Annotated in this window: 23 protein-coding genes; 13 read left to right on the forward strand and 10 right to left on the reverse strand. The window is 64.1% G+C overall.

Annotated features, from left to right (window positions below; all coding sequences use genetic code 11):
- Positions 1-23: 23 nt before the first annotated feature.
- The 4 genes from RP6297_RS00940 to RP6297_RS00955 form a co-directional block, all read right to left on the reverse strand.
- Entirely contained in the window at positions 24-323 is a 300-nt protein-coding gene (locus RP6297_RS00940) for a YbeD family protein (protein WP_012761011.1), read from the reverse strand.
- 20 nt (positions 324-343) lie between these two features.
- Positions 344-1,546 (reverse strand): D-alanyl-D-alanine carboxypeptidase family protein, encoded by a 1,203-nt coding sequence (locus RP6297_RS00945; protein WP_037027827.1) that lies wholly within the window; start codon positions 1,544-1,546, stop codon positions 344-346.
- 82 nt (positions 1,547-1,628) lie between these two features.
- Complete coding sequence (locus RP6297_RS00950) at positions 1,629-2,276, reverse strand: alpha/beta hydrolase (protein ID WP_037027829.1); 648 nt, start codon at positions 2,274-2,276, stop codon at positions 1,629-1,631.
- A gap of 35 nt (positions 2,277-2,311) precedes the next feature.
- Positions 2,312-2,641, reverse strand: a complete 330-nt coding sequence (locus tag RP6297_RS00955) for a (2Fe-2S) ferredoxin domain-containing protein (protein WP_012761014.1) — start codon at positions 2,639-2,641, stop codon at positions 2,312-2,314.
- 452 nt (positions 2,642-3,093) lie between these two features.
- Here RP6297_RS00955 and RP6297_RS00960 point away from each other — a divergent pair, with 452 nt between their 5' ends.
- The 3 genes from RP6297_RS00960 to RP6297_RS00970 all read left to right on the forward strand — a co-directional run bounded on the left by RP6297_RS00960 (position 3,094) and on the right by RP6297_RS00970 (position 7,845).
- Positions 3,094-4,383: a dicarboxylate/amino acid:cation symporter gene (locus RP6297_RS00960; RefSeq protein ID WP_037027831.1), complete on the forward strand. Its 1,290-nt coding sequence runs from the start codon at positions 3,094-3,096 to the stop codon at positions 4,381-4,383.
- 101 nt (positions 4,384-4,484) lie between these two features.
- Positions 4,485-6,503, forward strand: coding sequence for a sensor histidine kinase (locus RP6297_RS00965; RefSeq protein WP_037027833.1), 2,019 nt, complete (start codon positions 4,485-4,487; stop codon positions 6,501-6,503).
- Positions 6,504-6,528: 25 nt separating this feature from the next.
- Complete coding sequence (locus RP6297_RS00970; protein ID WP_037027835.1) at positions 6,529-7,845, forward strand: sigma-54-dependent transcriptional regulator; 1,317 nt, start codon at positions 6,529-6,531, stop codon at positions 7,843-7,845.
- Between the two features lie 68 nt (positions 7,846-7,913).
- On the opposite strand, the gene RP6297_RS00975 is transcribed toward RP6297_RS00970, so the two are convergent.
- From RP6297_RS00975 to RP6297_RS00985, 3 genes are all read right to left on the reverse strand, one after another.
- A complete protein-coding gene (locus RP6297_RS00975) occupies positions 7,914-8,651 on the reverse strand; it encodes a DUF2278 family protein (RefSeq protein WP_012761018.1) in 738 nt (245 codons plus the stop codon).
- A gap of 137 nt (positions 8,652-8,788) precedes the next feature.
- Positions 8,789-9,346, reverse strand: coding sequence for a TlpA disulfide reductase family protein (locus RP6297_RS00980; RefSeq protein ID WP_037027836.1), 558 nt, complete (start codon positions 9,344-9,346; stop codon positions 8,789-8,791).
- Between the two features lie 102 nt (positions 9,347-9,448).
- Entirely contained in the window at positions 9,449-9,964 is a 516-nt protein-coding gene (locus RP6297_RS00985) for an O-acetyl-ADP-ribose deacetylase (RefSeq protein ID WP_037027837.1), read from the reverse strand.
- Between the two features lie 89 nt (positions 9,965-10,053).
- On the opposite strand from RP6297_RS00985, the gene RP6297_RS00990 reads away from it, so the two are divergent.
- Both RP6297_RS00990 and RP6297_RS00995 read left to right on the forward strand, forming a co-directional pair.
- Positions 10,054-10,623 carry a hypothetical protein gene (locus RP6297_RS00990; protein WP_037027839.1) on the forward strand — a complete coding sequence of 190 codons (570 nt, stop codon included), beginning with the start codon at positions 10,054-10,056 and terminating at the stop codon, positions 10,621-10,623.
- A gap of 87 nt (positions 10,624-10,710) precedes the next feature.
- A complete protein-coding gene (locus RP6297_RS00995) occupies positions 10,711-11,352 on the forward strand; it encodes a LysE family transporter (protein WP_012761022.1) in 642 nt (213 codons plus the stop codon).
- 60 nt (positions 11,353-11,412) lie between these two features.
- On the opposite strand, the gene RP6297_RS01000 is transcribed toward RP6297_RS00995, so the two are convergent.
- The 3 genes from RP6297_RS01000 to RP6297_RS01010 form a co-directional block, all read right to left on the reverse strand.
- On the reverse strand, positions 11,413-12,945 hold the full coding sequence (locus RP6297_RS01000) for a YifB family Mg chelatase-like AAA ATPase (RefSeq protein ID WP_037027842.1): 1,533 nt from the start codon (positions 12,943-12,945) through the stop codon (positions 11,413-11,415).
- A gap of 216 nt (positions 12,946-13,161) precedes the next feature.
- The gene (locus RP6297_RS01005) at positions 13,162-13,674 is read right to left on the reverse strand and encodes a hypothetical protein (RefSeq protein ID WP_037027844.1); all 513 of its coding nucleotides are present in this window, start codon (positions 13,672-13,674) and stop codon (positions 13,162-13,164) included.
- Positions 13,675-13,841: 167 nt separating this feature from the next.
- The gene (locus tag RP6297_RS01010; RefSeq protein WP_037027846.1) at positions 13,842-14,099 is read right to left on the reverse strand and encodes an accessory factor UbiK family protein; all 258 of its coding nucleotides are present in this window, start codon (positions 14,097-14,099) and stop codon (positions 13,842-13,844) included.
- 534 nt (positions 14,100-14,633) lie between these two features.
- Here RP6297_RS01010 and RP6297_RS01015 point away from each other — a divergent pair.
- The 8 genes from RP6297_RS01015 to ptsP all read left to right on the forward strand — a co-directional run bounded on the left by RP6297_RS01015 (position 14,634) and on the right by ptsP (position 22,690).
- Positions 14,634-15,449 carry a TorF family putative porin gene (locus tag RP6297_RS01015; protein WP_037027848.1) on the forward strand — a complete coding sequence of 272 codons (816 nt, stop codon included), beginning with the start codon at positions 14,634-14,636 and terminating at the stop codon, positions 15,447-15,449.
- A 46-nt stretch (positions 15,450-15,495) separates the two neighbouring features.
- Positions 15,496-15,834, forward strand: coding sequence for a P-II family nitrogen regulator (locus tag RP6297_RS01020; RefSeq protein WP_004637070.1), 339 nt, complete (start codon positions 15,496-15,498; stop codon positions 15,832-15,834).
- 30 nt (positions 15,835-15,864) lie between these two features.
- Positions 15,865-17,412: an ammonium transporter gene (locus RP6297_RS01025; protein WP_037027851.1), complete on the forward strand. Its 1,548-nt coding sequence runs from the start codon at positions 15,865-15,867 to the stop codon at positions 17,410-17,412.
- Between the two features lie 369 nt (positions 17,413-17,781).
- Positions 17,782-19,077: a glutamate--cysteine ligase gene (gene gshA, locus RP6297_RS01030; protein WP_004637074.1), complete on the forward strand. Its 1,296-nt coding sequence runs from the start codon at positions 17,782-17,784 to the stop codon at positions 19,075-19,077.
- Between the two features lie 32 nt (positions 19,078-19,109).
- Complete coding sequence (gene gshB, locus RP6297_RS01035) at positions 19,110-20,081, forward strand: glutathione synthase (RefSeq protein ID WP_004637075.1); 972 nt, start codon at positions 19,110-19,112, stop codon at positions 20,079-20,081.
- Positions 20,082-20,199: 118 nt separating this feature from the next.
- A complete protein-coding gene (locus RP6297_RS01040) occupies positions 20,200-20,655 on the forward strand; it encodes a PTS sugar transporter subunit IIA (RefSeq protein WP_004637083.1) in 456 nt (151 codons plus the stop codon).
- The gene (locus RP6297_RS01045; RefSeq protein WP_004637085.1) at positions 20,624-20,893 is read left to right on the forward strand and encodes an HPr family phosphocarrier protein; all 270 of its coding nucleotides are present in this window, start codon (positions 20,624-20,626) and stop codon (positions 20,891-20,893) included. Before RP6297_RS01040 ends, RP6297_RS01045 begins: the two co-directional genes overlap by 32 nt.
- A gap of 45 nt (positions 20,894-20,938) precedes the next feature.
- Positions 20,939-22,690, forward strand: a complete 1,752-nt coding sequence (gene ptsP / locus RP6297_RS01050; RefSeq protein ID WP_037027853.1) for a phosphoenolpyruvate--protein phosphotransferase — start codon at positions 20,939-20,941, stop codon at positions 22,688-22,690.
- Positions 22,691-22,880 lie beyond the last annotated feature (190 nt).

Below are 22,880 nucleotides of genomic sequence, written 5' to 3' on the forward strand. Positions count from 1 at the left end.
TTGCTTGGCTGCTCAGAGGCGCGTTACAGCACGATCTTGACCATCGGATGGCTCGTCAGCGCCTGGTACAGCGCATCGAGCTGTTCGCGGCTGGTGGCGCGCACCGTTACGGTCAGGCCCAGATAGTTGCCGCTGGAGGACGGACGTTTTTCCAGGCGCCCTTCGTGGAATTCGGGGTCGTGCAGGCGGACGACCTCGACAATGGTCGCGGCAAAGTCGTCATGCATCGGCCCCATCACCTTGATGGGGAAATCGCTCGGGTACTCGATGAGCGACTGTTCGGGCGGAATGTGGCCCGGCGGGGGCGTGTGGGAGGAGGTCATGTCGAAGTAAATGGGGACGATTACTTCTTTTTAAACCACAGCTTGACCGCGTCGATGGTGCGGCCGATAAAGCCGGCTTCCGGCACCGCTTCCAGTGCCACCACCGGGAATTCCGACACGACGGTCGAGCCGTCCATCACCTTGACCGTGCCCAGTTGCTGGCCCTGGGCGATCGGGGCGATCAGCGGGTCCTTGCGCTCCAGCACCGGCTTCAGGCGTGCGCCTGCACCCTTGGGCACGGTGATCCACTTGTCTTCCGCCACGCCGAGTTTCACGCTCTTGGCCTGGCCCTTGTACACGTCGGGCGTCTGCAGCGCTTCCTTGGCCTTGTACAGGCGCACGGTATCGAAGAACTGATAGCCGTAGTTAAGGACCTTCAGGCTCTCCTGCGTGCGGATAGCGTCGCTCTTGGTGCCGATGATGACCGACAGCAAGCGACGGTTCGCGCCCGGCACGTCCGGCAGCGGACGGTTGGCAGAGGTGACGAGGCAGTAGCCGGCCGACTTGGTGTGGCCCGTCTTGCCGCCGTCGACGGTCGGGTCGAGCCACAGCAGGCGGTTGCGGTTGGACTGCTTGATGTTGTTATAGGTGAATTCCTTCTGCGAGTAGAACTTGTAGTCCTGCGGGAAATCCTTGATCAGCGCCGCGGTCAGGATCGAAAGATCACGTGCCGTGGAGTAGTGGTTCGGATCAGGCAGGCCCGCGGCGTTCGCGAAATGCGTGTTCTTCATGCCCAGACGCTCGGCTTCGCGGTTCATCAGCATCACGAAGTTCGTCTCGGTGCCGCCTACGGCCTCAGCCAGCACGAGGGCTGCATCGTTGCCAGACTGGATGATCAGGCCTTGCGTCATCTCCCGCACCGAGGCCGGTTTGCCGGCTTCCAGGAACATGCGCGATTCGTCGGTCTTGACGGTGCGCACGGTCTCGGTGGGCGTGATCATCTGGTCGTACTTGAGCTTGCCGTCGCGCACGGCTTCGAAGACGAGGTAGGCCGTCATCAGCTTGGTGAGCGAGGCGGGCTCGATGCGTTCGTCCATGTTGGCGCCGCCGAGCACCTGGCCGCTGGTCACGTCGGTCAGCATCCACGAGCGGGCCGCGACTTGCGGGGCGGGCACCGGCTGCGCCATGGCGGGCAGCGCGGTGACCAGCACGGCGGCGGCCACGGCGGTTGCGGCGGCGGAATGGAAGGCGAAGGGCGTGAAATGGGCGAAGCGGGTCTGCATATCGGGTCCTGCGGTCTGCTTGGAATTCAATGGCGCCACGCACCGGGGGAGGCGCGGCGTCCGGAAAGTCAACGGGTGGGTATTACGGTTTTGGCGCCCAGGCGCCTGTAATGAGCTGCCGGATCAGATGCAGCTTGCGGTGGAAGAAATGATCGGCGCCCGGGATGACGATCACGGGCAGCTCCTGCGGCCGTGCCCAGTTGAGCACGTCGACCAGCGGCACGGTGTCATCCTGTTCGCCGTGGATGATGATGGTGTCGGCCGGCACCGGGGCGACATCCCAGCGCGAGGTGGCGGTGCCGACCAGCGCCAGGCGCTCGGCAGGCGTGCCGGCCTCGGCCAGGCGGCGTGCCACCTGGGACACGACAAAGCTGCCGAACGAAAAGCCGCCCAGTGCCAGGGGCAGCGTGGCCACATCGGCAGACCATTCGGTCTGTGTACGCATCCAGTCGAGCAAGGCCAGCATGTCGTCCTGCTCGCCGATGCCGTTGTCGTGCGTGCCTTCGGTCTTGCCTACGCCGCGGAAGTTCAGGCGCACTGTCGCGTAGCCCAGGCCGACGAAGGTGCGTGCCAGCGTCTGCGCGACCTTGTTGTCCTTGGTGCCCCCAAAAAGCGGATGCGGATGGCCGATCAGCGCCAGGCCGCGCAGGGCGCTGTCCGGCTGGTCGATCGACAGGTCGATCTGCCCGACGGGGCCCGGAATCAGGCGTTCTTCGGTATGAACGTTCATGGAAACTGGAGAAGCAGATGCGGTAAAGCGCGGGCTCACGCGTTGGCAGGGCGGTCGACCATCAGTCGTTCGACCGGTTTGCCTTCGACCAGATGGCTCTGGATGATCTCGTCGATGTCTTCCTTGTCGACGAAGGTGTACCAGACGGCCTCGGGGTAGACCACCATGACCGGACCGAGTTCGCACCGGTCCAGGCAGCCCGCCTTGTTGATACGCACGCGGCCTTCGCCGTTGATGCCGAGTTCCTTGCAGCGCTTCTTGGCGTATTCCTGCATCGCCTTGGCGCCAAAGTCGGCGCAGCAACGCGAGCCGTCCTCGCGCTCGTTCAGGCAGAAGAAAACGTGGTGCTGATAATGGCTGCTCATGGGCGGACCGAAAAGGCTGGGAGGGCTGCGTGGCGGTACGCGCGGCAGGACATGACAGGCTTTCCCGGCGTCGCGCACCCATGTGGATTTGCGTAACGAGCCCGCATTATACGGCCCCGGTGTCGCGCGCCCTCCCAACATGCTGACCGCACGCAGCCTGCGATGCTGCGTCGCAACACGTTTTCCGGATGTCTGGACACCCTGGGTGCGCGGATTCCGGGATTGACGACGGTTGGGGTGGGTGCCATCGTAGTCACACCAAGCTGCTGCAAGGGCTGGCGGGCCGCCAGTGCCTGAAATTGAGGTTGGCATAGCCCTTGCAATTAAAAGCGACCTGCTGCGGGAGGCGCCGGAAACATCAGCGTATCGAGGCAGGAGAGAGACCACACCAGGGCGGGTCGGACCGGGCGAGCAACTGAGCGCACGGCCGGTCTGTGACACTCGAGGAAGACATGAAAAAACCGTTCTACAAAATCCTGTACGTGCAGGTGCTGGCGGCCATCGTCATTGGCGTTCTGCTGGGCCATTACTCGCCCGAACTCGCCGTCAAGATGAAGCCGCTGGGCGATGGCTTCATCCAACTGATCAAGATGGTGATCGGCCCGATCATTTTCTGTACCGTCGTCTCCGGCATTGCCGGCATGCGTGACATGAAGAAGGTGGGCCGCGTGGGCGGCAAGGCGCTGATCTACTTCGAGGTCGTCTCGACCTTCGCGCTGATCATCGGTCTCGCGGCGGGCCATATCTTCAACCCCGGCGCGGGCTTTAACGTCGACGTCAACACCATCGATGCCAAGGCTGTGGCGCAGTACGCCGCCAAGGCCCACTCGGCCAGCACGGTCGACTTCCTGCTCAACATTATCCCGAGCACGGTGGTGGATGCCTTCGCCAAGGGCGACATCCTGCAGATCCTGCTGATCGCGCTGCTGTTCGGCGGTGCGCTTTCTGCCATGGGCGAGCGCGCGCAGATGGTGACGGACTTCATCGACCAGATCTCGCACGTGTTCTTCCGCATCGTGCACGTCATCACGCGTGTGGCCCCCATCGGGGCCTTTGGTGCCATGGCATTCACCATCGGCAAGTACGGCGTGATCTCGCTGGTGCCGCTGCTCAAGCTGGTCGGCACGTTCTACCTCACGGCCATCATCTTTGTCGTGGTGGTGCTGGGCATCATCGCGCGGCTGGTCGGCTTCAACATCTTCCGCTTCGTTGGGTACATCAAGGAAGAACTGCTGATCGTGCTGGGCACCAGCTCGTCGGAATCGGCGCTGCCGCACCTGATGGAAAAGATGGAGAGGCTGGGCTGCTCGAAGTCGGTGGTGGGCCTGGTGGTTCCGACCGGTTACTCGTTCAACCTGGACGGCACCAACATCTACATGACGATGGCGGTGATCTTCATCTCGCAGGCGCTGAACATCGAGCTGACCTGGACGCAGCAACTGACCATCCTGGCCGTTGCCATGCTGACGTCGAAGGGCGCATCGGGCATCACCGGCGCGGGCTTCATCACGCTGGCCGCCACGCTGGCGGTGGTGCCGGATATTCCGGTAGCGGGCATGGTGCTGATTCTCGGTATCGACCGCTTCATGAGCGAATGCCGTGCCCTGACCAACATCACCGGCAACGGCGTGGCCTGCGTGGTGATCTCGGCCTGGGAGCGTGAACTGGATCGCGCCAAGCTGGCGCGCGTGCTGTCGGGCGACCGCAGCGACGAGGGCGTGCCGGCCACCCCGGCAGTTTGATCGATCGAATCTGGCTGGCGCCTGCGGGCGCCGGCGCCTGAAAGCGCAAAGCGTATGATTGCGGGGCCTGTCCTTCCAGACGGCCCCGCTTCTTTTTTGGGATGCACCTCGTGAAGCACCTCGGCGACATGCCGACTGCGGGCACGGCGTTGGAAGGCACGGCAACACTCTCTTCCGCCGACCTCCAGCCGATGTCCGATCGCGATTTCTTCCTGACCAGCGCCTCCGGCTCGCGACGCGGCTTCTGGTGGCTGGTGGCGCTCGGGCTCGTCGTTGTAATGGCCGGGGTGTGCGCGACCACCTTTGTGGTGGCGTGGAACCGGGGCCTTACGCAGGCCCAGCAGGCCGCCGGCGGGCGGGTCGACCGCTATGCCGCCAACCTCAAGAGCACGCTCGATCGCTACGAATACCTGCCGGCGTTGGTGGCGCTGCATCCGTTCATCCACGATCTGCTCGCCAATCCGACATCCGCCAACGTCGACCGCGCGAACCGCTATCTGCGCGAAGTCAACGATCGCGCGCACGCCACTGCCACCTACGTGATCGCGCCCAGCGGCAAGGCGCTGGCAGCATCCAACTACAACCAGCCCGACAGCTTCGTCGGTGCCAAATATCGGTTCCGGCCGTATTTCCAGCAGGCAGCGGAAGGCCACGTCGGGCGCTTCTACGGCATTGGCATTACGCGTGAAGAGCCCGGCTATTACATCTCCCAGCCGGTCATGCAGGATGGCCGCGTGATCGGCGTGACCGTGGTCAAACTCAACCTCGAATGGTTCGGCCGCGCCAGCCACGACGCGTCGGAACCCGTGATGGTGGCCGACGAGAACGGCGTGATTTTCCTGTCGTCCGTGCCCGCGTGGCAGTACCGCACGGTGGAACCTCTCACGTCCAAACTGCAGGCGCAGTTGGAGGCGACGCGCCAGTATTACCGCAAGCAGATCACGCCGCTGCCGCTGCAGCCCGAGGCGCCGGCTTTCCTGCGATTGACCGGGCGCTTGCCGGAAGGCGCAGAACTGATTCGCGTTGGCGAGCGCACGAACGCCACGCGCTATCTGCAGGTTTCGCGTGACCTGGTCGAGCCCGACTGGACGCTGATGTATCTCACGCCGGTGGAGCCCGTGATGGGCGCCGCGCGCAGCGCGACCGTGGCGGCGGCGTTTGCCTTCGCCTTTGCATGCCTGCTGCTCTTCTACTGGCGCCAGCGGCGCCTGCGCATGATGGAGATGCTGCGTAGCCGCCGCCTGCTGGAAGCCGCATACGATCAGCTCGAACGCCGCGTGGAAGACCGCACGGCCGATTTGATGGCTACCAATGAACAATTGCAACACGAGATCGTCGACCGCACGCGTGCCGAGGCCGAACTGCGCGCCACGCAGGATGAACTCGTGCAGGCCAGCAAGCTTGCCGCGCTGGGCCAGATGGCTGCCGGCATCACGCACGAACTCAACCAGCCGCTGGCTGCGCTGCGCACGTTCTCCGACAACACCCGCATCCTGCTCGAACGCGGCCAGCACGGCGCCGCCACCGATAACCTGCAGGCAATTGCCGACCTGACCGAGCGCATGGGCAAGATCACCGCGCAGCTCAAGCTGTTTGCGGGCCGCTCGCGGCGCAAGGTGGTGGATGTGCAGGTGCGCGTGGCGCTGGATCACACGCTCGCGCTGCTGCGTCCGCGCCTGGGCGATGTGGCGCTCGAACTGCACTGGCGCATCCCCGAGAAAGAGGCCGTGGTGCGCGCGGACGAACTGAAGCTGGAGCAAGTGCTGATCAATCTGATTGGCAACGCGCTCGATGCGATCAGCGCCAACGAGCCCGCGCGCGCCGGACGCATCGACATCACCATCGGCCCGATCGAAGGAGCGCAGGCGCCGTCGAATCAGCTATCCATCGCTGTGCGCGATAACGGCCCCGGCATTCCGCCCGACGCCATGCCGCACTTGTTCGAGCCGTTCTTCACCACCAAGGAGATCGGCCAGGGGCTCGGCCTTGGGCTGGCGATTTCCACCAGCATTGCGCGGGACTTTGGCGGCTCGCTGTCGGCTGCGAACGTGCCGGGCGGTGGCGCGCAATTTACGCTGACGCTGGTACGCGCCGACGTCACCTCCGCGGCTTCCCTCTGATCCGTTTTTCACACAGACACGAACCATGTCCGAAGGCTTGAACGTTCTCTTCATCGAAGACGACCCGCCTGTGCGCCAAGCCACCGCGCAGAGCCTGGAACTGGCCGGCTTCAATGTGCAGGCGTTCGGCAGCGCCGAAGAAGCCGTCGGCAAGATCGACGCGAACTTTCCCGGCGTGGTCGTGAGCGACCTGCGCTTGCCGGGCGCGAGCGGCCTGGACGTGCTCACGCACTGCCAGTCGTTTGGCACGGGCATTCCCGTCGTGCTCGTCACCGGCCACGGCGACATCACGATGGCCGTGCAGGCCATGCGCGAAGGCGCGTTCGACTTCATCGAGAAGCCGTTTCCCGCCGAACGCCTGACCGAGACCGTGCGCCGCGCAGTGGAGCGCCGCGCGCTGGAGCTGGAAAACCGCGCACTGCGTCGTGAACTGGCCGGCCCGGCGGCTGGCACGCGCATCATCGGGCGCTCGCCAGCGATGGCCGCCGTACGCGCGCTGATCGAGAACGTCGCGACCACCGATGCGCCGGTGCTCATCAACGGCGAGACCGGCACGGGCAAGGAACTCGTCGCGCGCAGTCTGCACATGCTCTCGCCGCGTCACGACAAGCCGTTCATCGCGCTGAACTGCGGCGCCGTGCCTGAACAGATTTTCGAGAGCGAGATGTTCGGCCACGAGGCCGGAGCCTTTACCGGTGCAAGCAAGCGGCGCATCGGCAAGCTTGAGCACGCGTCGGGCGGCACGCTGTTTCTCGACGAAATCGAGAGCATGCCGATCGCGCTGCAGGTCAAGCTGCTGCGCGTGTTGCAGGAGGGCGCGCTGGAGCGGCTGGGCTCGAATGCGTCGGTGCGCATCGACGTGCGCATCGTGGCGGCCGCCAAGGGCGATATGGAAGCGCTGATCGAGGCGGGCGGTTTCCGGCGCGATCTGTACTACCGCCTGAACGTCGTCGCCATCGACCTGCCGCCGCTGCGTGAGCGCCGCGAAGACATCATCCCGCTGTTCGAACACTTCCTGCTCGAAGCCGCCGTGCGCTATCAACGTCCGCTACCGATGCTGGCCGAGCGTCAGCGCCACGAGCTGATGCAATCGAGCTGGCCCGGCAACGTGCGCGAACTGCGCAACGCGGCCGATCGTTTGGTGCTAGGCGTTGGCCGCACGCCGGTCGTGCCGGATGCTTCGGAAGACGGCATGCCGCTCAAGGAGCGCGTCGAACGCTACGAGCGCACGGTGATTGCCGAAACCCTGGCGCGCACGGGCGGCTCGGTGCACCAGGCGGCGGATATTCTGCAGGTCGGCCGTGCCACGCTGTATGACAAGATCAAGCGATACGGTCTTTGACCTGGCACGCTCGTACGCAACAACGTCCGGCTTCGACCGGGCGTCTTCTTTTCTTTCTCTTTTTGCGCTCAACCCAGAATCGGATGGGCATCCGCCACCGGGTATCCACGGTCGTCTGTCGGAATCCGCTGGGTTTGGAATGCGATGAGCAGCGCCTGAAACCTCCCGTCGATTTCCACGATGACAGCCCCGTCCTGCCGTGTGCCGTTTTCGCGCGAATGGTCCTTCACACCCGGCGTGTGGACAACGGGGTTGCCCTGGTTCATGTGCGTTTCGTGCAGGCCGTTGTGCTGCGGCTCGAACAGGAAGCCAAAGCCGTAGACCGTCACGTCGGTACGCGGTGGCCAGCCTTTGCGGTCGTCGTCGCCGGAGCTGCCGTGGTAGACGTAGTCGATGGGCGTGGTGGTGCGGTCGAGGCTCAGCATGTCGTCAACGAGGGCGTTGATGTCGTTGTGTTGAGTCGCGGTATCCAGCGCGATCGGCTGCATGTGGGGGAAGTCGACCAGCCCGGCGTCGCGCACGTAGTCCAGACGCGGGAAGCCGCTTTCGTGCAGGCCGGGGGCCAGCGCGGCAAGGTCGGCGGTGATCGGCAACTCCAGATCCGTCGTCCACTGATACAGCACGTGATAACCCGCGGCGCCGGCGCCCGGCATGCTCGAGTCGGATTTCACGTTGGCGAGTACCACGAATTCCGACCCATCCGGCGCTTCCACCACGATCGCGTAATGCGGATTGCCGTTGTAGCCCTCCAGATACGGCACACCGAATTTCAGCTTGCCCTTGAACATGCAGTAGTGATTGGCCATGCGCACTCCATCGAATCAGGCATTGACGGACTGCCATTGCAGCAGGCCCGCGTGAACCTAGTGTGGAACGTGCATTGCCCGAAAACAAAAATGCCCGGCATTCACCGGGCGTTTCGTTTGCATTGAGGGGTGGACGCTCAGGCCTGCTTGCCCAGCGTCTGCTTGAGCAACGCGTCGAACGATGACCATTCCGGCTCACCTACGTAGCGCTTCAGGATGCGGCCGTCGCGGTCCACCAGGAACGTGGTCGGCGTGAGCTGCACGTCGCCGAAGGCCTTGGCGGCTGAGCCATCGGCATCCATCGCGACCTTGAAGGGCAATTGGCGCGTCTGGCTGAAGTTCATCACATACATTGGCGCGTCGTAGCTCATCGCCACAGCCACGTATTCCAGGCCTTCGCCTTTGTACTTGTTGTACGTCTGGATCATGTTGGGCATTTCCTTGATGCAGGTGGTGCAACTCGTGGCCCAGAAGTTGACGAGATAGACCTTGCCCTTCAGGTCTTGCGTCGAAAGCTTTTGCCCATCCAGCAGCGTGAAGGTCGCAGCCGGGACCTGCTGCGACGGCGAAAACGCACGCCAGCCGAACCAGCCGGCCACGGCCAGCACCAGCACGATCACGGGAAGCAGCCAGCGGCGCCCGCCTGAGGTGGCGCCAGATACCGGGGCTGCAGAAGGAGTCAGGGTCGAGGCCATGTCGGCAACGGGATCCGGAAAGAAATCAGGCACCTATTGTAGGCCTGCCGTGCCACCGCCGCATGTGCGTCGCGTCAATCCGTCCACAGTGCGATGCAGAAATCACTTTCTGTTGCCGAGGGCGGCTTCGTACAGGATCAAATCCGCAGCCGAGAAGCAGCAAAAGGTGATTGTCTCGAAGCGGCTGCCATGCTCGCGGGCGGCACGTACTGCAATAGGCGCGGCCAATTGCGGCGGGAAGCCATAGATGCCGGTGCTGATGCACGGAAACGCGATGCTCCGCACCTCGTATTTGCACGCCAGTTCCAGGCTGTTGCGATAACACGCGGCCAACAGCGCCGCCTCGTCCTGCCGGCCGCCGCGCCAGATGGGTCCGACGGTATGGATGACGTAGCGCGCCGTCAGCTGGAAGCCCGGCGTGAGTTTGGCTTCGCCGGTCCGACAGCCATGGAGTGCACGGCACGCCTCCAGCAATTCCGGCCCCGCCGCGCGGTGGATCGCGCCATCGACACCGCCCCCGCCCAGCAGCGAGCTGTTCGCAGCGTTGACGATGGCATCGCAGTCCAGCGTGGTGATGTCGCCGCGCAGGGCACGCAGCGTGACGGACGGGGTTGGCATGGCGCAGTCCTTGACGGGAAGGCGAGGGCGGGCGTCTCTGCTCGATAATAGGCGGCACAGAATCGGACCGAAAACGGACGGGAGGCGACGTGGCAGTCAAAGCGAGGGCAGGCTGGCGGATGGGGTTTGGCGCGTTGGCGTGCGCGCTGCTGATGGCCTGTTCGCCCAAGTACGACTGGCGCACGGTCCATTCCAGCGAGGGCGCCTATGCCGTCGACTACCCCGCCAAGCCCACCGCGGAAGCGCGTCCCATCGTCATCAACGGCCAGCGCATGCCGATGACCATGCAGGCCGCCAGCGTCGACGGCACGTTGTTCGCGGTCGGCGTGGTGGAGCTGCCCGCGGATGATCCGGTATCGCGGCAGCGCGCCGTTGAAGCGCTGCGCGGTGGCTTATCCGCCAATCTGAAGGGTCGTGTGACCGAGCGCGACATCGCTGTGCAAACCGCCGCCCAGCCGCCTTTGTCATTACCGGCAGTGGAATTGATTGCCCAGGGGGCGGGCGGCGACGATCCCGCGCCGCGCCGGCTGACCGCCCGCGTGGTCGCCGTGGGCAAGCATGCCTACCAGGCGGTCGTGCTGGAATCGGGCGACGCCGCTCGCGATGCGCGCCAGCAGGAGCAGGTCGACCAGTTTCTCTCCAGCTTCCATCCGTACTAGACCCTGAGCGCGCCCGAGCGGACTGGCCACAGCCGGTGCACAATCGTCGCCTTCGCTTTACCGCATAACATTTCACGAGGAACCATCATGACGTTGCAAGTCTGGCTGGCCTTTTTTTTGGCGGCCTGGGTGATCGCCATCTCGCCGGGGTCGGGCGCCATTCTCTGCATGAGCCATGGCCTGACGCATGGCGTGCGCCGCACGTCGGTCACGATCGCGGGGCTCGAGCTGGGCATTGTCGTGATCCTGTTCATTGCGGGTGCGGGTCTGGGCGCGTTGCTGATCGCGTCGGAGCACGCCTTCATGGCCATCAAGATCATCGGGGCCATGTATCTGATTTATCTGGGCATCGTGCAATGGCGCACCCCCATTCAGATTGCCAAGCCGGCTGAGGGCGAGCCCGTGAAAGTGTCTGGCAGTGGCGCCGGCCGCCGGTTCCTCGTCGGGTTGCTGACCAATCTGACGAACCCGAAGGGCATCCTGTTCATGGTGGCGGTGCTGCCGCAGTTCATCGATCCGGCCAAGCCGCTGCTTTCCCAACTTGGCATCCTGGCGGCGACGATGGTGTTCGTCGATCTGATCGTCATGCACGGTTATGCGCTGCTGGCCTCGCGGGCGCAGCGCCTGTTCCGCAATCCGCGCGCGCTGCGCTGGCAGAGCCGCTTCTTCGGCGGCATGCTGATGAGCATCGGCGCAGCGCTGTTCTTCGTGAAGCGGCAGACTGCGTGACCTTTGCACTGCCGCAGGGCTGCCCGCCAAGTCGTTGAGGGCACAGCGTGGGGATGCAAGCTAATCCGCCTTCACCCCGCGCCGATACTGAATGGCCTCGCCCACATGCGCGGCATCGATCTGCTCGTCACCTGCCAAGTCGGCAATCGTGCGGGCGAGCTTGAGCACGCGCGCATAGGCGCGGGCAGACCACGAAAAGCGCGTCATCGCGTGGCGCAGCAAGCCATCGGCCGCATCGGTGCGGCTGCAATGCTGATCGATTTCATGGCCGCCCAGCAGGGCGTTGCGTTTACCTTGCCGTGCGAGCTGCCGCGCGTGCGCCGCAGCAACGCGCTCGGCCACGTTGAGCGTCGGTTCACCTGGCGGCCCATCGAGCAACTCTTCCTGCGAGGGCGTCGGCACCTCGATCTGCACGTCGATGCGATCGAGCAGCGGACCAGATATGCGCGCCTGGTATCGCTCCACTTGATCCGGCGTGCAACGGCACGCCCGCAGCGGATGCCCGCGATAGCCGCACGGGCACGGGTTCATGGCGGCAATCAGCTGGAAGCTGGCCGGAAAATCTGTCTGGTGGGCGGCGCGCGAGATGGTGATGTGGCCGGTTTCCAGCGGCTCACGCAGGACTTCGAGCACGCGGCGTTCGAACTCTGGAAGTTCATCCAGGAAGAGCACGCCCTGATGTGCCAGGGAGATTTCCCCAGGCCTTGGCGTATTGCCCCCGCCCACCATCGCCACCGCCGACGCCGTGTGGTGTGGCGAGCGGAACGGCCGCACCTTCCAGCGTCGCGCATCGAAGCCGCGCGTGGTCAGGCTCATCACGGCGGCAGCGGAGAGCGCTTCGTCATCGCTCATGTCCGGCAGCAAGCCGGGAAACCGCTGCGCGAGCATCGACTTGCCTGTTCCGGGCGGTCCGATCATCAACATGGAATGACCGCCGGCGGCCGCGACTTCCAGCGCACGCCGCGCCTGCGGCTGTCCGCGCACATCAGCCAGGTCGGGATAGCGGATGTCCGCGTCGACCGGCGCAGGCAGCGCTGGTGCGAGCTTGCGGTCCGGCGCGCTCAGGTGATCGCATACCTCAATGAGCGTGCGCGCGGGCAGGACTTTGGTGCCGCTCACGAGCGCAGCTTCGGCAGCGTTTTCGGCGGGCAGCACGAAGGCGCGGGCGAGCGGTGCGTCGCCATCGGCCGAAGCGGGGTTGCGCGACAGCGCGTACGCCATCGCCAGCGCACCGCGAATCGGCCGCAGATCGCCGGACAGCGACAGCTCGCCCGCAAACTCATGCGCGTCCAGATGCGTGTGCGGAATCTGGCGGCTCGCGGCGAGGATGCCCAGCGCGATCGCCAGGTCGAACCGGCCCGATTCTTTTGGAAGATCGGCCGGGGCGAGGTTGACGGTGATGCGCCGCGCCGGAAACTCGAAGCGGCTGTTCTGGATCGCTGCCCGTACGCGATCCTTGCTCTCCTTCACCTCGGTATCAGGCAGGCCGACGATGGTGAACGATGGCAGGCCATTCGCCAGATGAACTTCCACCGAGACGGCCGGCGCATCGATACCCGAGAGCGCGCGCGAGCGCAGTACGGCTAGGCTCATCGCGCCGCCCTCCAAGTGGACTCACGAGTAAGGCGGAGGGCGTGGCAGCAGTGCATGATGTGACGGAGCGTGGCGGTTGCGGAACCCTCCACTGTGCCAGCCGGGTTCTACTGCCACGATCACCGGCATCCAAATTTGACGATCGCGCCGACATGAGAACAGTGGCCAAAAAAAAACCGGAGCACTGGGCTCCGGCTTCGTTGTCGGCAGATCAACTCAGGGGAAGGCCGGCATGGCCGTGTCTTCGCCGCTGAAGCGGCCTTCGGGATGCGTCTTCTGCAGCAGCGCGCGAATCTCGCTCACGCGCGAGCGCGGCACATCGACCATCAGCAGGATCTGCCCATCCTCCACTGCTTGCTTGAACGGCTTCAGGCGGCTGTTCGGCACCGAACTGCCGATCATGCTTGAAGCCCACGCGCCAAACAGCGCCCCCACCACGGTCGTAATGCCGACCATGCCCCACTGTGGCCCTTCGCCGATGACCGGGAAGAGAGCGGCCACGATGCCGGCCAGCACACCCGCACCTCCGCCGATCACCAGCCCGTTCTGGGTGGCATGGACGATGTCGGAGGTCTGGAGGATGTTGGCTTCGTGCAGGCCGGTGAGATCGATGCCGGGCTTGGAGACGAAGTGGATGTGGCGCTCGGTGATGCGCGCCAGCAGGAGGTCGTTCATCACGCGCCGGGCGCTGGCGACGTCCGGCATCAGGAAGTAGAGGCGATGCTGCATGATCTTCTCCTCAAGCGCGGCTGCGCGTGCGTCTTAAGGACGTTCTAGATCAGTTCGCCAGCCGCAACAAGGCGGCACATCGATCTTTTCGCTGTGCGCTGCAGCAGGGGTGCCGAGGTCCGCACAGCGGCTTTCTGGATGCGCACCCGGCGCAACACCGGCGCGGCTTACTGGTCAGCCGGGGTAGCTGACTTGAGTTGCGCTTCCAGTGCGGCCACGCGGGTTTCCAATTCTTCCAGGCGCGCACGCGTACGTGCCAGAACTTGCGATTGCACGTCGAATTCCTCGCGCGTGACCAGATCGAGCTTGGCGAAGCCCTGGGTCATCATCGCGCGGACGTTCTTCTCGATATCAGCCGCCGGCGAGTTGCGCAGGGCTTCGCTGACGCGGTTCTGGAAGTCGGAAAAGAGATCGGTCGGTTTCATGTCGTTTGCTCCATGGGTCGTGCTCTCTGCGCCAAGCCGGTGCATGCACCGCGGCTGTGCGTTGAAATTGCTGTGTCGTGGTGCGAAGGCCTGCGTCTGGCGCGTGGTTTCGGTGCTGCCGGCTGCGATGGTACCGGCTGAGCGCTCTGAACGGCACACCTTGCGTCAAATCTCGCTGCGATGCGGCATTGGAGGAGTCATACAAACGGGGACAGAACTGGTCGCCTGAGCTCCCGTGCCGCACCGCACGCGCCACTGCATAAGGCTGAAATCACTCTATCACATGGTTTTTATCGCGCTATGACGGCGTAGGCCGCCATGGCATGAACCCGCCTGCGGCAACTGTTCGCGGGCAGCAGGTGGTGTCGGGCGTGACCCGTCCCCAATTTCCTCCGCTTTTGTGCCATGGCGCAAGGCGACGCCGTAACCGAAGACACCCTCCAATCCGTCGACATCGACATGGCATGACAGTTGCAGAACTGGTGCGATTTTTTTTCCATTGCCGTTGCGACTTTCTAAAGGGGGAGAGCCGTTATGAAGAAGTTTGCGTACGCAGCCAGCCTTGTACTGTTGACCGGTGCCGTTGCCGGCGTCAGCCAATCCGCCATCGCACAGTCCGCACCCGCGGCTGATGCACCGGCCGCCGCACCCGCACCTGCGCCGGCCGCGCTCACGGCCAACGTCACGCTGGCCAGCCAATACCGCTACCGCGGCATCATGCAGACCAACAACAAGCCGGCCATTCAGGGCGGCTTTGATTACGCCATTCCTGGCGGTGTGTTGCCCGAGGGTTTCTACATCGGTAACTGGAACTCGTCGATCAGCTGGTTGAGCGATTCCAACTCGAACGTCTCCGCACCGATCGAGATGGACTTCTACGGCGGCTACAAGACCGAGATCATCAAGGACGTGCCCATCGACGTGGGCGTGCTTCAGTACTACTACCCGGGCAGCTATCCCGACGGTTTCACGCGTCCGCACACGACCGAAGGCTATGCGCAGATCGGCTACGGCCCGGTCACGTTCAAGTATTCGCACGCGTTTTCCAACCTGTTCGGCACGCCCGATTCGCATCACAGCCAGTACTTCGATCTGTCGGGTAACTTCGACACCGGCTTCTGGGGCCTGACGCTGAACCTGCATGCGGGCTACCAACAAGTGCCCCATCAGACCGTACGCGCTTCGTATGCCGACTGGAAGATCGGTGTGACGAAAGACTTCGGCAACGGCTGGGCGGCATCGCTGGCCTACATCGATACGAATGCTTCGCGCGTGTTCTATACGAACCCGCGTGGCAGCTACATGGGCAAGGCCACGGCCCTGCTGTCGATCACCAAGACTTTCCAATAACGATGCGCGGCGGTGCTCCGGCGCCGCCGACCGAGGAGCAACCAGCATGAAACTCATCATGGCCATCATCAAGCCGTTCAAGCTCGACGAGGTCCGCGAGGCGCTGTCCGAAGTTGGTGTGTCGGGCATTACCGTCACGGAAGTCAAAGGCTTCGGACGCCAGAAAGGTCATACCGAGCTTTACCGCGGCGCGGAGTACATCGTCGACTTCCTGCCTAAAGTAAAGATCGAAGTGGCTGTGCCTGACGACGTGGTCGAGCGCGCCGTCGAGGCCATCGAAAAATCCGCGCGCACCGGCAAGATCGGCGACGGCAAGATCTTCGTGGCCGACGTCGAACAAGTCATCCGCATCCGCACCGGTGAGACCGGTGGCGACGCCCTATAAGCCCCAATCCGCCAAGGAAGAGGTCAAAACATGAAAACCTGGTTCACACGATTCCTGACGGCTGGGGCCGTCGCTGCCGTGCTCGCAGGCGCCGTGATCTCGGCGCCGGCCGCTGCACAGGACAAGCCAGCGGCTGAAGCTTCGGCGCCGGTTGCCGCGGTCGCCGCTTCCGAGCCGGCCGCTGCCGCACCGGCAGCCGCAGCTGCGGCTGCAGCCCCCGCCGCCGCAGCTGCTCCAGCTGCCGCTGCGCCCGCCGCTGCTGCGCCCGTCCCCAACAAGGGCGACACGGCGTGGCTGCTGGTCTCCACCGCCTTCGTCATCCTGATGACGCTGCCGGGTCTGGCGCTGTTCTACGGCGGCCTGGTGCGCAAGAAGAACATGCTGTCGGTGCTGATGCAGTGCATGGGCATCTTCTCGCTCATCATCATCCTGTGGGCCATCTACGGCTACAGCTTTGCGTTTACCGAGGGCAACGCGTTCTTCGGCGGGCTGGATCGCCTGTTCCTGAAGGGTCTGACGCCCGATTCGGTTGCCGCCACCTTCAGCAAGGGCGTGGTGGTGCCGGAATACGCGTACTTCGCCTTCCAAGGCGCGTTTGCGGCGATTACCTGCGCGCTGATCATCGGTGCTTTCGCCGAGCGTGCGAAGTTCTCGGCCGTGCTGTTGTTCGTGGTGCTGTGGTTCACCTTCAGCTACGTGCCGATCGCACACATGGTCTGGTTCTGGCCGGGTCCGGACGGCTTTACCGACGCCAAGGCGGCCGAGGTGATGACGGCCAAGTCTGGCTGGCTGTTCCAGAAGGGCGCGCTGGACTTTGCCGGCGGTACCGTGGTGCACATCAATGCCGCTGTAGCGGGCCTGGTGGGCGCCTTCCTGTTCGGCAAGCGCATCGGCTTTGGCCGTGAGGCGCTCAAGCCGCACAGCCTGACGCTGACCATGGTCGGTGCCTCGCTGCTGTGGTTCGGCTGGTTCGGCTTCAACGCCGGTTCGGCTCTGGAAGCCAACGGCAGCGCCGCGCTGGCCTTCGTCAACACGCTGCTGGCGACCGCCGCTGCGGTGCTGTCGTGGAGCTTCGGCGAGTGGTTCGGCAAGAGCAAGCCTTCGATGCTGGGTGCTGCATCGGGTGCCGTGGCTGGCCTGGTCGCCATCACCCCGGCCGCCGGCTTTGTCGGCCCGATGGGTTCGATCGCGCTCGGCATCATCGCCGGCCTGCTGTGCCTGTGGGGCGTCAATGGTCTCAAGCGCATGCTGGGCATGGACGACACGCTGGACGTGTTCGGTGTGCACGGCGTGGGCGGTATCCTCGGGGCGCTGTTGACTGGCGTCTTCGCGGCGCCGAGCCTGGGCGGCACCGGCATCTACGACTATGTCGCCAACAAGGTAGTCGACGATTACTCGATCGGCGGCCAGCTGTGGATCCAGTTCCAGGGCGTGGCGACCACGGTCATCTGGTCCGCAGTGGTGGCGTTTATCTCGTACAAGATCGTCGATGCCATTGTTGGCCTGCGCGTGCCGGAAGAAGAGGAGCGCGAGGGTCTGGACATCACGTCCCACGGCGAAACTGCCTACGAAGACTGATCGTCTGCGTCATCCCGCAAAAGACCCGGCCGCGCGCCGGGTTTTTTGTGTCGCCCCCCCCCCTGAGCCGGACGTCCTTAAGTCCGATGTAAAAAACCTTCAATTGCCTCTCGTTATGCGGGCGCTTACATTGCAGACGTGGTTTCCTCCACCTGCAGAACGCTCCCCGTATCTGTCAGGCTATTCCCTAAGCGCGGCAGCCCCGCGCTTTTTTTTGTCCGCTTTTTTGTGTGGCCTGCTGCACTGCCCCACCGCGCCTCTTGCGAATCCTCTTTCCTGACCGCATATCGATAGCCCGCTGTCGTCTGCAAGCTATTGCCTGTTCCTCTACAATTGGAGTGGGCGATAAATAACATCAATAGGAAGGGTATGGTTCCGCACTTGATCACCGCGCTGAACGGGCCGCTGCTTGAGCTCGAGCAGAAGATTCTTGACGCCACGCCCGCCATCGAACGCTGGTTCCGCCTGGAGTGGCAGGAGCACACGCCCCCGTTCTACTGTTCCGTCGATTTGCGCAACGCCGGCTTCAAGCTGGCGCCGGTCGACACCAACCTGTTCCCGGGTGGCTTCAACAACCTCGCGCCTGAGATGCTGCCCCTGGCCGTGCAGGCCGCCATGGCCGCTATCGAGAAGATCTGCCCGGATGCCAAGAACCTCCTGCTGATCCCGGAGCGCCACACGCGCAACATGTTCTATCTGCAGAACGTGGCGCGCCTATCGCAGATCATGCGCCAAGCGGGGCTGAATGTGCGTCTCGGATCGCTTTCCGAAGACATCACCGAGCCGACCCCGATCGATCTGCCCGATGGACAGCGCCTGGTGGTCGAACCGATCAAGCGCATCGGCACCAAGGGCCGTCGCTTGGGCATGGAAGACTTCGATCCGTGCTCTATCCTGCTGAACAACGATCTGTCAGCCGGCGTGCCGCCCATCCTCGAGAACATCAACGAGCAATATCTGCTGCCGCCACTCCATGCCGGCTGGTCGCAGCGCCGCAAGACCAACCACTTTGCCGCCTATGACGAAGTGGCCAAGAAGTTTGCCAAGCTGATCGACATCGACCCGTGGATGGTCAACCCGTACTTCACCAAATGCAGCGGACTGGACTTCCATGAGCGCGCCGGCGAGGAAGAACTCGCCCACGCGGTCGAGACGGTGCTGAAGAAAACCGCCAAGAAGTACAAGGAATATGGCGTGACCGAGACCCCCTACGTGGTGGTCAAGGCCGACGCCGGCACCTATGGCATGGGCGTGATGACCGTGCGCGATCCGTCCGAGGTCAAGGGCCTCAACCGGAAGGAGCGCAACAAGATGAGCGTGGTCAAGGAGGGCCTGGAGGTCTCCGAAGTGATCGTGCAGGAAGGCGTGCACACCTTCGAGAAGATCAACGAAGCTGTGGCCGAGCCCGTCGTATACATGATCGACCGCTATGTGGTGGGTGGTTTCTACCGGGTTCACACGGGCCGCGGCGTGGACGAGAATCTCAATGCGCCAGGCATGCATTTCGTGCCGCTGCCGTTTGCGTCGAATTCGCTGCCGGACAGCCATGCCAAGCCGGGCGCCGGCGAGCCGAACCGCTTCTATATGTACGGCGTCGTGGCGCGCTTGGCGCTGTTGGCTGCATCGCTCGAGCTTGAGAAGACCGACCCGAACCCGCTGATCTGATCGGCTGTATCCCCGCTGCAGAAGGAACCGCCATGCGCATCCTGTTCATCGTCGATCCGCTGTCGACGTTCAAGACCTACAAGGATTCCACCTTCGCGATGATGCGTGAGGCGGCGGCGCGCGGCTATGCCATCTACACGTGCCTGCAGTCGCAGCTCACGTTGGCGAACAACGTGGTCGAAACCGTTGCCACGCCGATCGCACTGACCGGCGACGAGGACGACTGGTACCGCGCCGGCGATGCGCGCCTGCTGCCGCTCACCGGCTTTGACGCCGTGCTGATGCGCAAGGACCCCCCATTCGACATGGAGTACGTCACCAGCACGTGGCTGCTGGAGATTGCCGAGCGGCAGGGCGCGCGTGTGTTCAACAAGCCGCAGGCGATTCGTGACCATTCGGAGAAGCTCGCCATCGCGCAGTTCCGCGAGTTCACCGTGCCGACCATCGTGTCCCGCGATGCCAAGCGTCTGCGCGAATTCCACGCCGAGCAGGGCGACGTCATCTTCAAGCCGCTCGACGGCATGGGCGGTGCGGGCATCTTCCGCGTGGGACCGGATGGTCTGAACCTCGGGGCTGTGATCGAGTCGCTGACCGACAACGGCGCGCGCACGATCATGGCGCAGCAGTACATTCCGGCGATCCGTGAGGGGGACAAACGCATTCTCCTGATCGGCGGGTCGCCGGTGCCGCATTCGCTGGCGCGGGTGCCGATGGCGGGCGAGGTACGTGGCAATCTGGCGGCGGGCGGTACGGGCAGGGCCCAGCCGCTGTCTGAGCGCGATCAGGTGATCGCACACGCACTTGCGCCCGTGCTGTGGCAGCGTGGTCTGCTGCTCGTCGGCCTGGATGTTATTGGGGATTACCTCACCGAGGTGAACGTCACCAGCCCGACGTGTTTCCAGGAGATCACGCAGCAGACGGGCTTCAATGTGGCCGGAATGTTCATCGACGCGCTCGAGCGCGCCGCAGGCAAGAGCAGCGGATTGGGCCGCAAGCCGGCCTGACATGGCGGCGCGCCCCACCGCCGAGGGTCCTCCACAAGGGGGAGATTCGGTGCGCGGGCCGGCAATCCCGCCAAATGGCCCTGATACAATCGGCGTTACTCCGATTCGCTTTTCAATCATGGCAGGGATTCTGATCATCGCTCATGCGCCGCTGGCCAGCGCACTGCGCGATTGCGCTGCACACGTCTATTGCGGACAGCCTGAAGGGCTGGGCGCAATCGATGTCCTGCCCGATGCCGAGCCGGCTGCCGTGCTGGCCCAGGCGCGCGACAAGCTCGCCGAACTCATTGAAGCCAACGGCGCGCTGGTGCTGACCGACATCTTCGGGGCCACGCCCGCCAATATCGCCTCGCGCCTGGCTGATCCGGGCCGCGTGCGCGTGCTGGCCGGCGTGAACCTGCCGATGCTTGTGCGCGCCATCTGCTATCGCTCCGAAAAACTCGAACAACTTGCCGCCAAGGCCCTGGCCGGCGGCGCGCAAGGCGTACTGCAGGTCGGCTCGACAGCCGTTCAGAACCAGGTTGCCAACCATCCGGACAAATATGCTGCAGAGGGATATCACCATCATCAATAAGCTCGGGCTGCACGCCCGCGCTTCCGCCAAACTTACGCAGCTCGCCAGCAAGTTCGACAGCCAGATCAAGATGTCGCGCAACGGTCGTCAGGTCGACGCCAAGAGCATCATGGGCGTGATGATGCTTGCCGCGGGCATCGGCTCCACCGTCACGCTGGAGATCGACGGCCCTGACGAGCACGACGCCATGGATGGCTTGGTCGCGCTCATCAACGATCGCTTCGGCGAAGGCGAATAAAGCGCCCGACGCACTCCACTTCAACGCCCGCTCCGGCCAGCGTCTATGCCTTTTACCCTGCACGGTATTCCGGTCTCGCGCGGCATCTCTATCGGCCGCGCCCACATGCTGGCGCGCGCGGCGCTCGATGTGTCGCACTACCTGGTCGACGAAGACAAGCTTGACGCCGAGGTCGAGCGCTTGCGCAGTGCCCGCGCCACCGTGCGCTCCGAACTGGCCGCACTCAAGCGCGACCTCCCGAGCGATGTGCCCGAAGAGATGGGCGCCTTCCTCGACGTGCACGCGATGATTCTGGATGACGCGTTGCTCTCGCAGGTGCCCGAGACTTTGATTCGCCAACGGCGGTACAACGCAGAGTGGGCGCTCACCACGCAGCTTGAAGAGCTGATCCGCCAGTTCGGTGAAATCGAAGACGAATACCTGCGCGAGCGCAAGGCTGACATCGAGCAAGTGGTCGAGCGCATTCTGAAGGTGCTGGCTGGCGCGCCCGCGCTGGCACCCGCGCCGGTCGCGGTCGGCTGCGATCCGGATGCCGGCATGATCGTTGTCGCACACGATATTGCGCCGGCCGACATGCTGCAGTTCCGCGGCCAGACCTTCGCCGGCTTCGTCACCGACCTGGGCGGCCGCACCTCGCACACCGCCATCGTGGCGCGTAGCCTCGACATTCCGGCGGCGGTAGGTGTGCATAACGCGAGTACGCTGATTCGTCAGGACGACATCGTCGTCATCGACGGCGACAACGGCATCGTCATCGTCGATCCGAGCACGTCCATCCTGGAGGAATACCGGCATCGCCGCAGCGAAGGCGAGCTGCAGAAGAAGCGCCTGGAGCGCCTGCGTCATACGCCCACCGTCACGCTCGACGGTACCCAGATCGACCTGCAGGCCAACATCGAGATGCCCGAAGATGCGGCAGCCGCTGTCAAAGCCGGCGCCGTGGGCGTGGGCCTGTTCCGCTCCGAATTCCTCTTCATGAACCGTCGCGGCGCGCTGCCCGATGAGGAAGAGCAGTTCCGTGCGTACCGTACCGCCGTCGAGTCGATGATGGGCCTGCCCGTCACGATCCGCACCATCGACATTGGTGCCGACAAGCCGCTGGACATCCGCGACGACGTGTTCGAGACCGCGCCCAATCCGGCGCTGGGTTTGCGCGCGATTCGCTGGTCGCTGTCAGAGCCGGCGATGTTCCTGACGCAGTTGCGCGCGCTGCTGCGGGCGTCGGCATTTGGGCCGATCAAGATTCTCGTGCCGATGTTGGCGCACGCCCGCGAAATCGACCAAACGCTGGAATTGCTGGCACGCGCCAAGGCTTCGCTCGACGCCGACGGCTTGGCCTACGATCCGGGCATCAAAGTAGGCGCCATGATCGAGATTCCGGCCGCCGTGCTGATCCTGCCGGTGTTCCTGCGCCGCATGGATTTTCTCTCGATCGGCACGAACGACCTGATCCAATACACGCTCGCCATCGACCGTGCCGACAACGCCGTCGCGCATCTGTACGACCCGCTGCACCCGGCGGTGCTGCAATTGATCGCGCGCACCATCCGCGAAGCGCATCAGGCGGGTAAGCCCGTTTCCGTGTGCGGCGAGATGGCGGGCGATGCTTCCATGACGCGCCTGCTGCTCGGCATGGGCCTCACCGAGTTTTCCATGCATCCGTCGCAGTTGCTGAGCGTCAAGCAGCAGATCTTGCGCTCAGACCGCCCGCGCTTGATGCGCGAGGCCGACCGCCTGCTGCACGCCTGCGAGCCGGCCGAAATCGAAGAGGCGCTCGGCGCGCTGGCGCGGGCCTGACCTGCGTTCGTTCTCAGCGTCGGGCGCACCCAGTGTCGCACCCGCGCATCGGCTTACCTAGGTTGAAGACCCTCTCTAAGTGATTGAAATTGCACGTCTTTCTTAGCAAAGACAGCTCGCGTGCACTTGCATGACCCTCCCCGCGGAATGGGGTCGAACAAGAATTGTTCTCATTTCGATTCTCTGTTAT

Source organism: Ralstonia pickettii, from assembly GCF_016466415.2.
Lineage (GTDB): Bacteria > Pseudomonadota > Gammaproteobacteria > Burkholderiales > Burkholderiaceae > Ralstonia > Ralstonia pickettii.

Excerpts from the sequence above, each read along its gene's own strand:
- gshB (WP_004637075.1), top strand. The coding sequence starts at position 19,110 with ATGCGCATCCTGTTCATCGTCGATCCGCTGTCGACGTTCAAGACCTAC.
- ptsP (WP_037027853.1), top strand. The coding sequence starts at position 20,939 with ATGCCTTTTACCCTGCACGGTATTCCGGTCTCGCGCGGCATCTCTATC.
- RP6297_RS01045 (WP_004637085.1), top strand. The coding sequence starts at position 20,624 with ATGCTGCAGAGGGATATCACCATCATCAATAAGCTCGGGCTGCACGCC.
- RP6297_RS00950 (WP_037027829.1), bottom strand. The coding sequence starts at position 2,276 with ATGAACGTTCATACCGAAGAACGCCTGATTCCGGGCCCCGTCGGGCAG.
- RP6297_RS00960 (WP_037027831.1), top strand. The coding sequence starts at position 3,094 with ATGAAAAAACCGTTCTACAAAATCCTGTACGTGCAGGTGCTGGCGGCC.
- RP6297_RS00970 (WP_037027835.1), top strand. The coding sequence starts at position 6,529 with ATGTCCGAAGGCTTGAACGTTCTCTTCATCGAAGACGACCCGCCTGTG.
- RP6297_RS01010 (WP_037027846.1), bottom strand. The coding sequence starts at position 14,099 with ATGAAACCGACCGATCTCTTTTCCGACTTCCAGAACCGCGTCAGCGAA.
- RP6297_RS01020 (WP_004637070.1), top strand. The coding sequence starts at position 15,496 with ATGAAACTCATCATGGCCATCATCAAGCCGTTCAAGCTCGACGAGGTC.
- RP6297_RS00980 (WP_037027836.1), bottom strand. The coding sequence starts at position 9,346 with ATGGCCTCGACCCTGACTCCTTCTGCAGCCCCGGTATCTGGCGCCACC.
- RP6297_RS00995 (WP_012761022.1), top strand. The coding sequence starts at position 10,711 with ATGACGTTGCAAGTCTGGCTGGCCTTTTTTTTGGCGGCCTGGGTGATC.
- RP6297_RS01000 (WP_037027842.1), bottom strand. The coding sequence starts at position 12,945 with ATGAGCCTAGCCGTACTGCGCTCGCGCGCGCTCTCGGGTATCGATGCG.
- gshA (WP_004637074.1), top strand. The coding sequence starts at position 17,782 with ATGGTTCCGCACTTGATCACCGCGCTGAACGGGCCGCTGCTTGAGCTC.
- RP6297_RS01025 (WP_037027851.1), top strand. The coding sequence starts at position 15,865 with ATGAAAACCTGGTTCACACGATTCCTGACGGCTGGGGCCGTCGCTGCC.
- RP6297_RS00940 (WP_012761011.1), bottom strand. The coding sequence starts at position 323 with ATGACCTCCTCCCACACGCCCCCGCCGGGCCACATTCCGCCCGAACAG.
- RP6297_RS00975 (WP_012761018.1), bottom strand. The coding sequence starts at position 8,651 with ATGGCCAATCACTACTGCATGTTCAAGGGCAAGCTGAAATTCGGTGTG.
- RP6297_RS01040 (WP_004637083.1), top strand. The coding sequence starts at position 20,200 with ATGGCAGGGATTCTGATCATCGCTCATGCGCCGCTGGCCAGCGCACTG.
- RP6297_RS01015 (WP_037027848.1), top strand. The coding sequence starts at position 14,634 with ATGAAGAAGTTTGCGTACGCAGCCAGCCTTGTACTGTTGACCGGTGCC.
- RP6297_RS00965 (WP_037027833.1), top strand. The coding sequence starts at position 4,485 with ATGCACCTCGTGAAGCACCTCGGCGACATGCCGACTGCGGGCACGGCG.
- RP6297_RS00985 (WP_037027837.1), bottom strand. The coding sequence starts at position 9,964 with ATGCCAACCCCGTCCGTCACGCTGCGTGCCCTGCGCGGCGACATCACC.
- RP6297_RS00955 (WP_012761014.1), bottom strand. The coding sequence starts at position 2,641 with ATGAGCAGCCATTATCAGCACCACGTTTTCTTCTGCCTGAACGAGCGC.
- RP6297_RS00945 (WP_037027827.1), bottom strand. The coding sequence starts at position 1,546 with ATGCAGACCCGCTTCGCCCATTTCACGCCCTTCGCCTTCCATTCCGCC.
- RP6297_RS01005 (WP_037027844.1), bottom strand. The coding sequence starts at position 13,674 with ATGCAGCATCGCCTCTACTTCCTGATGCCGGACGTCGCCAGCGCCCGG.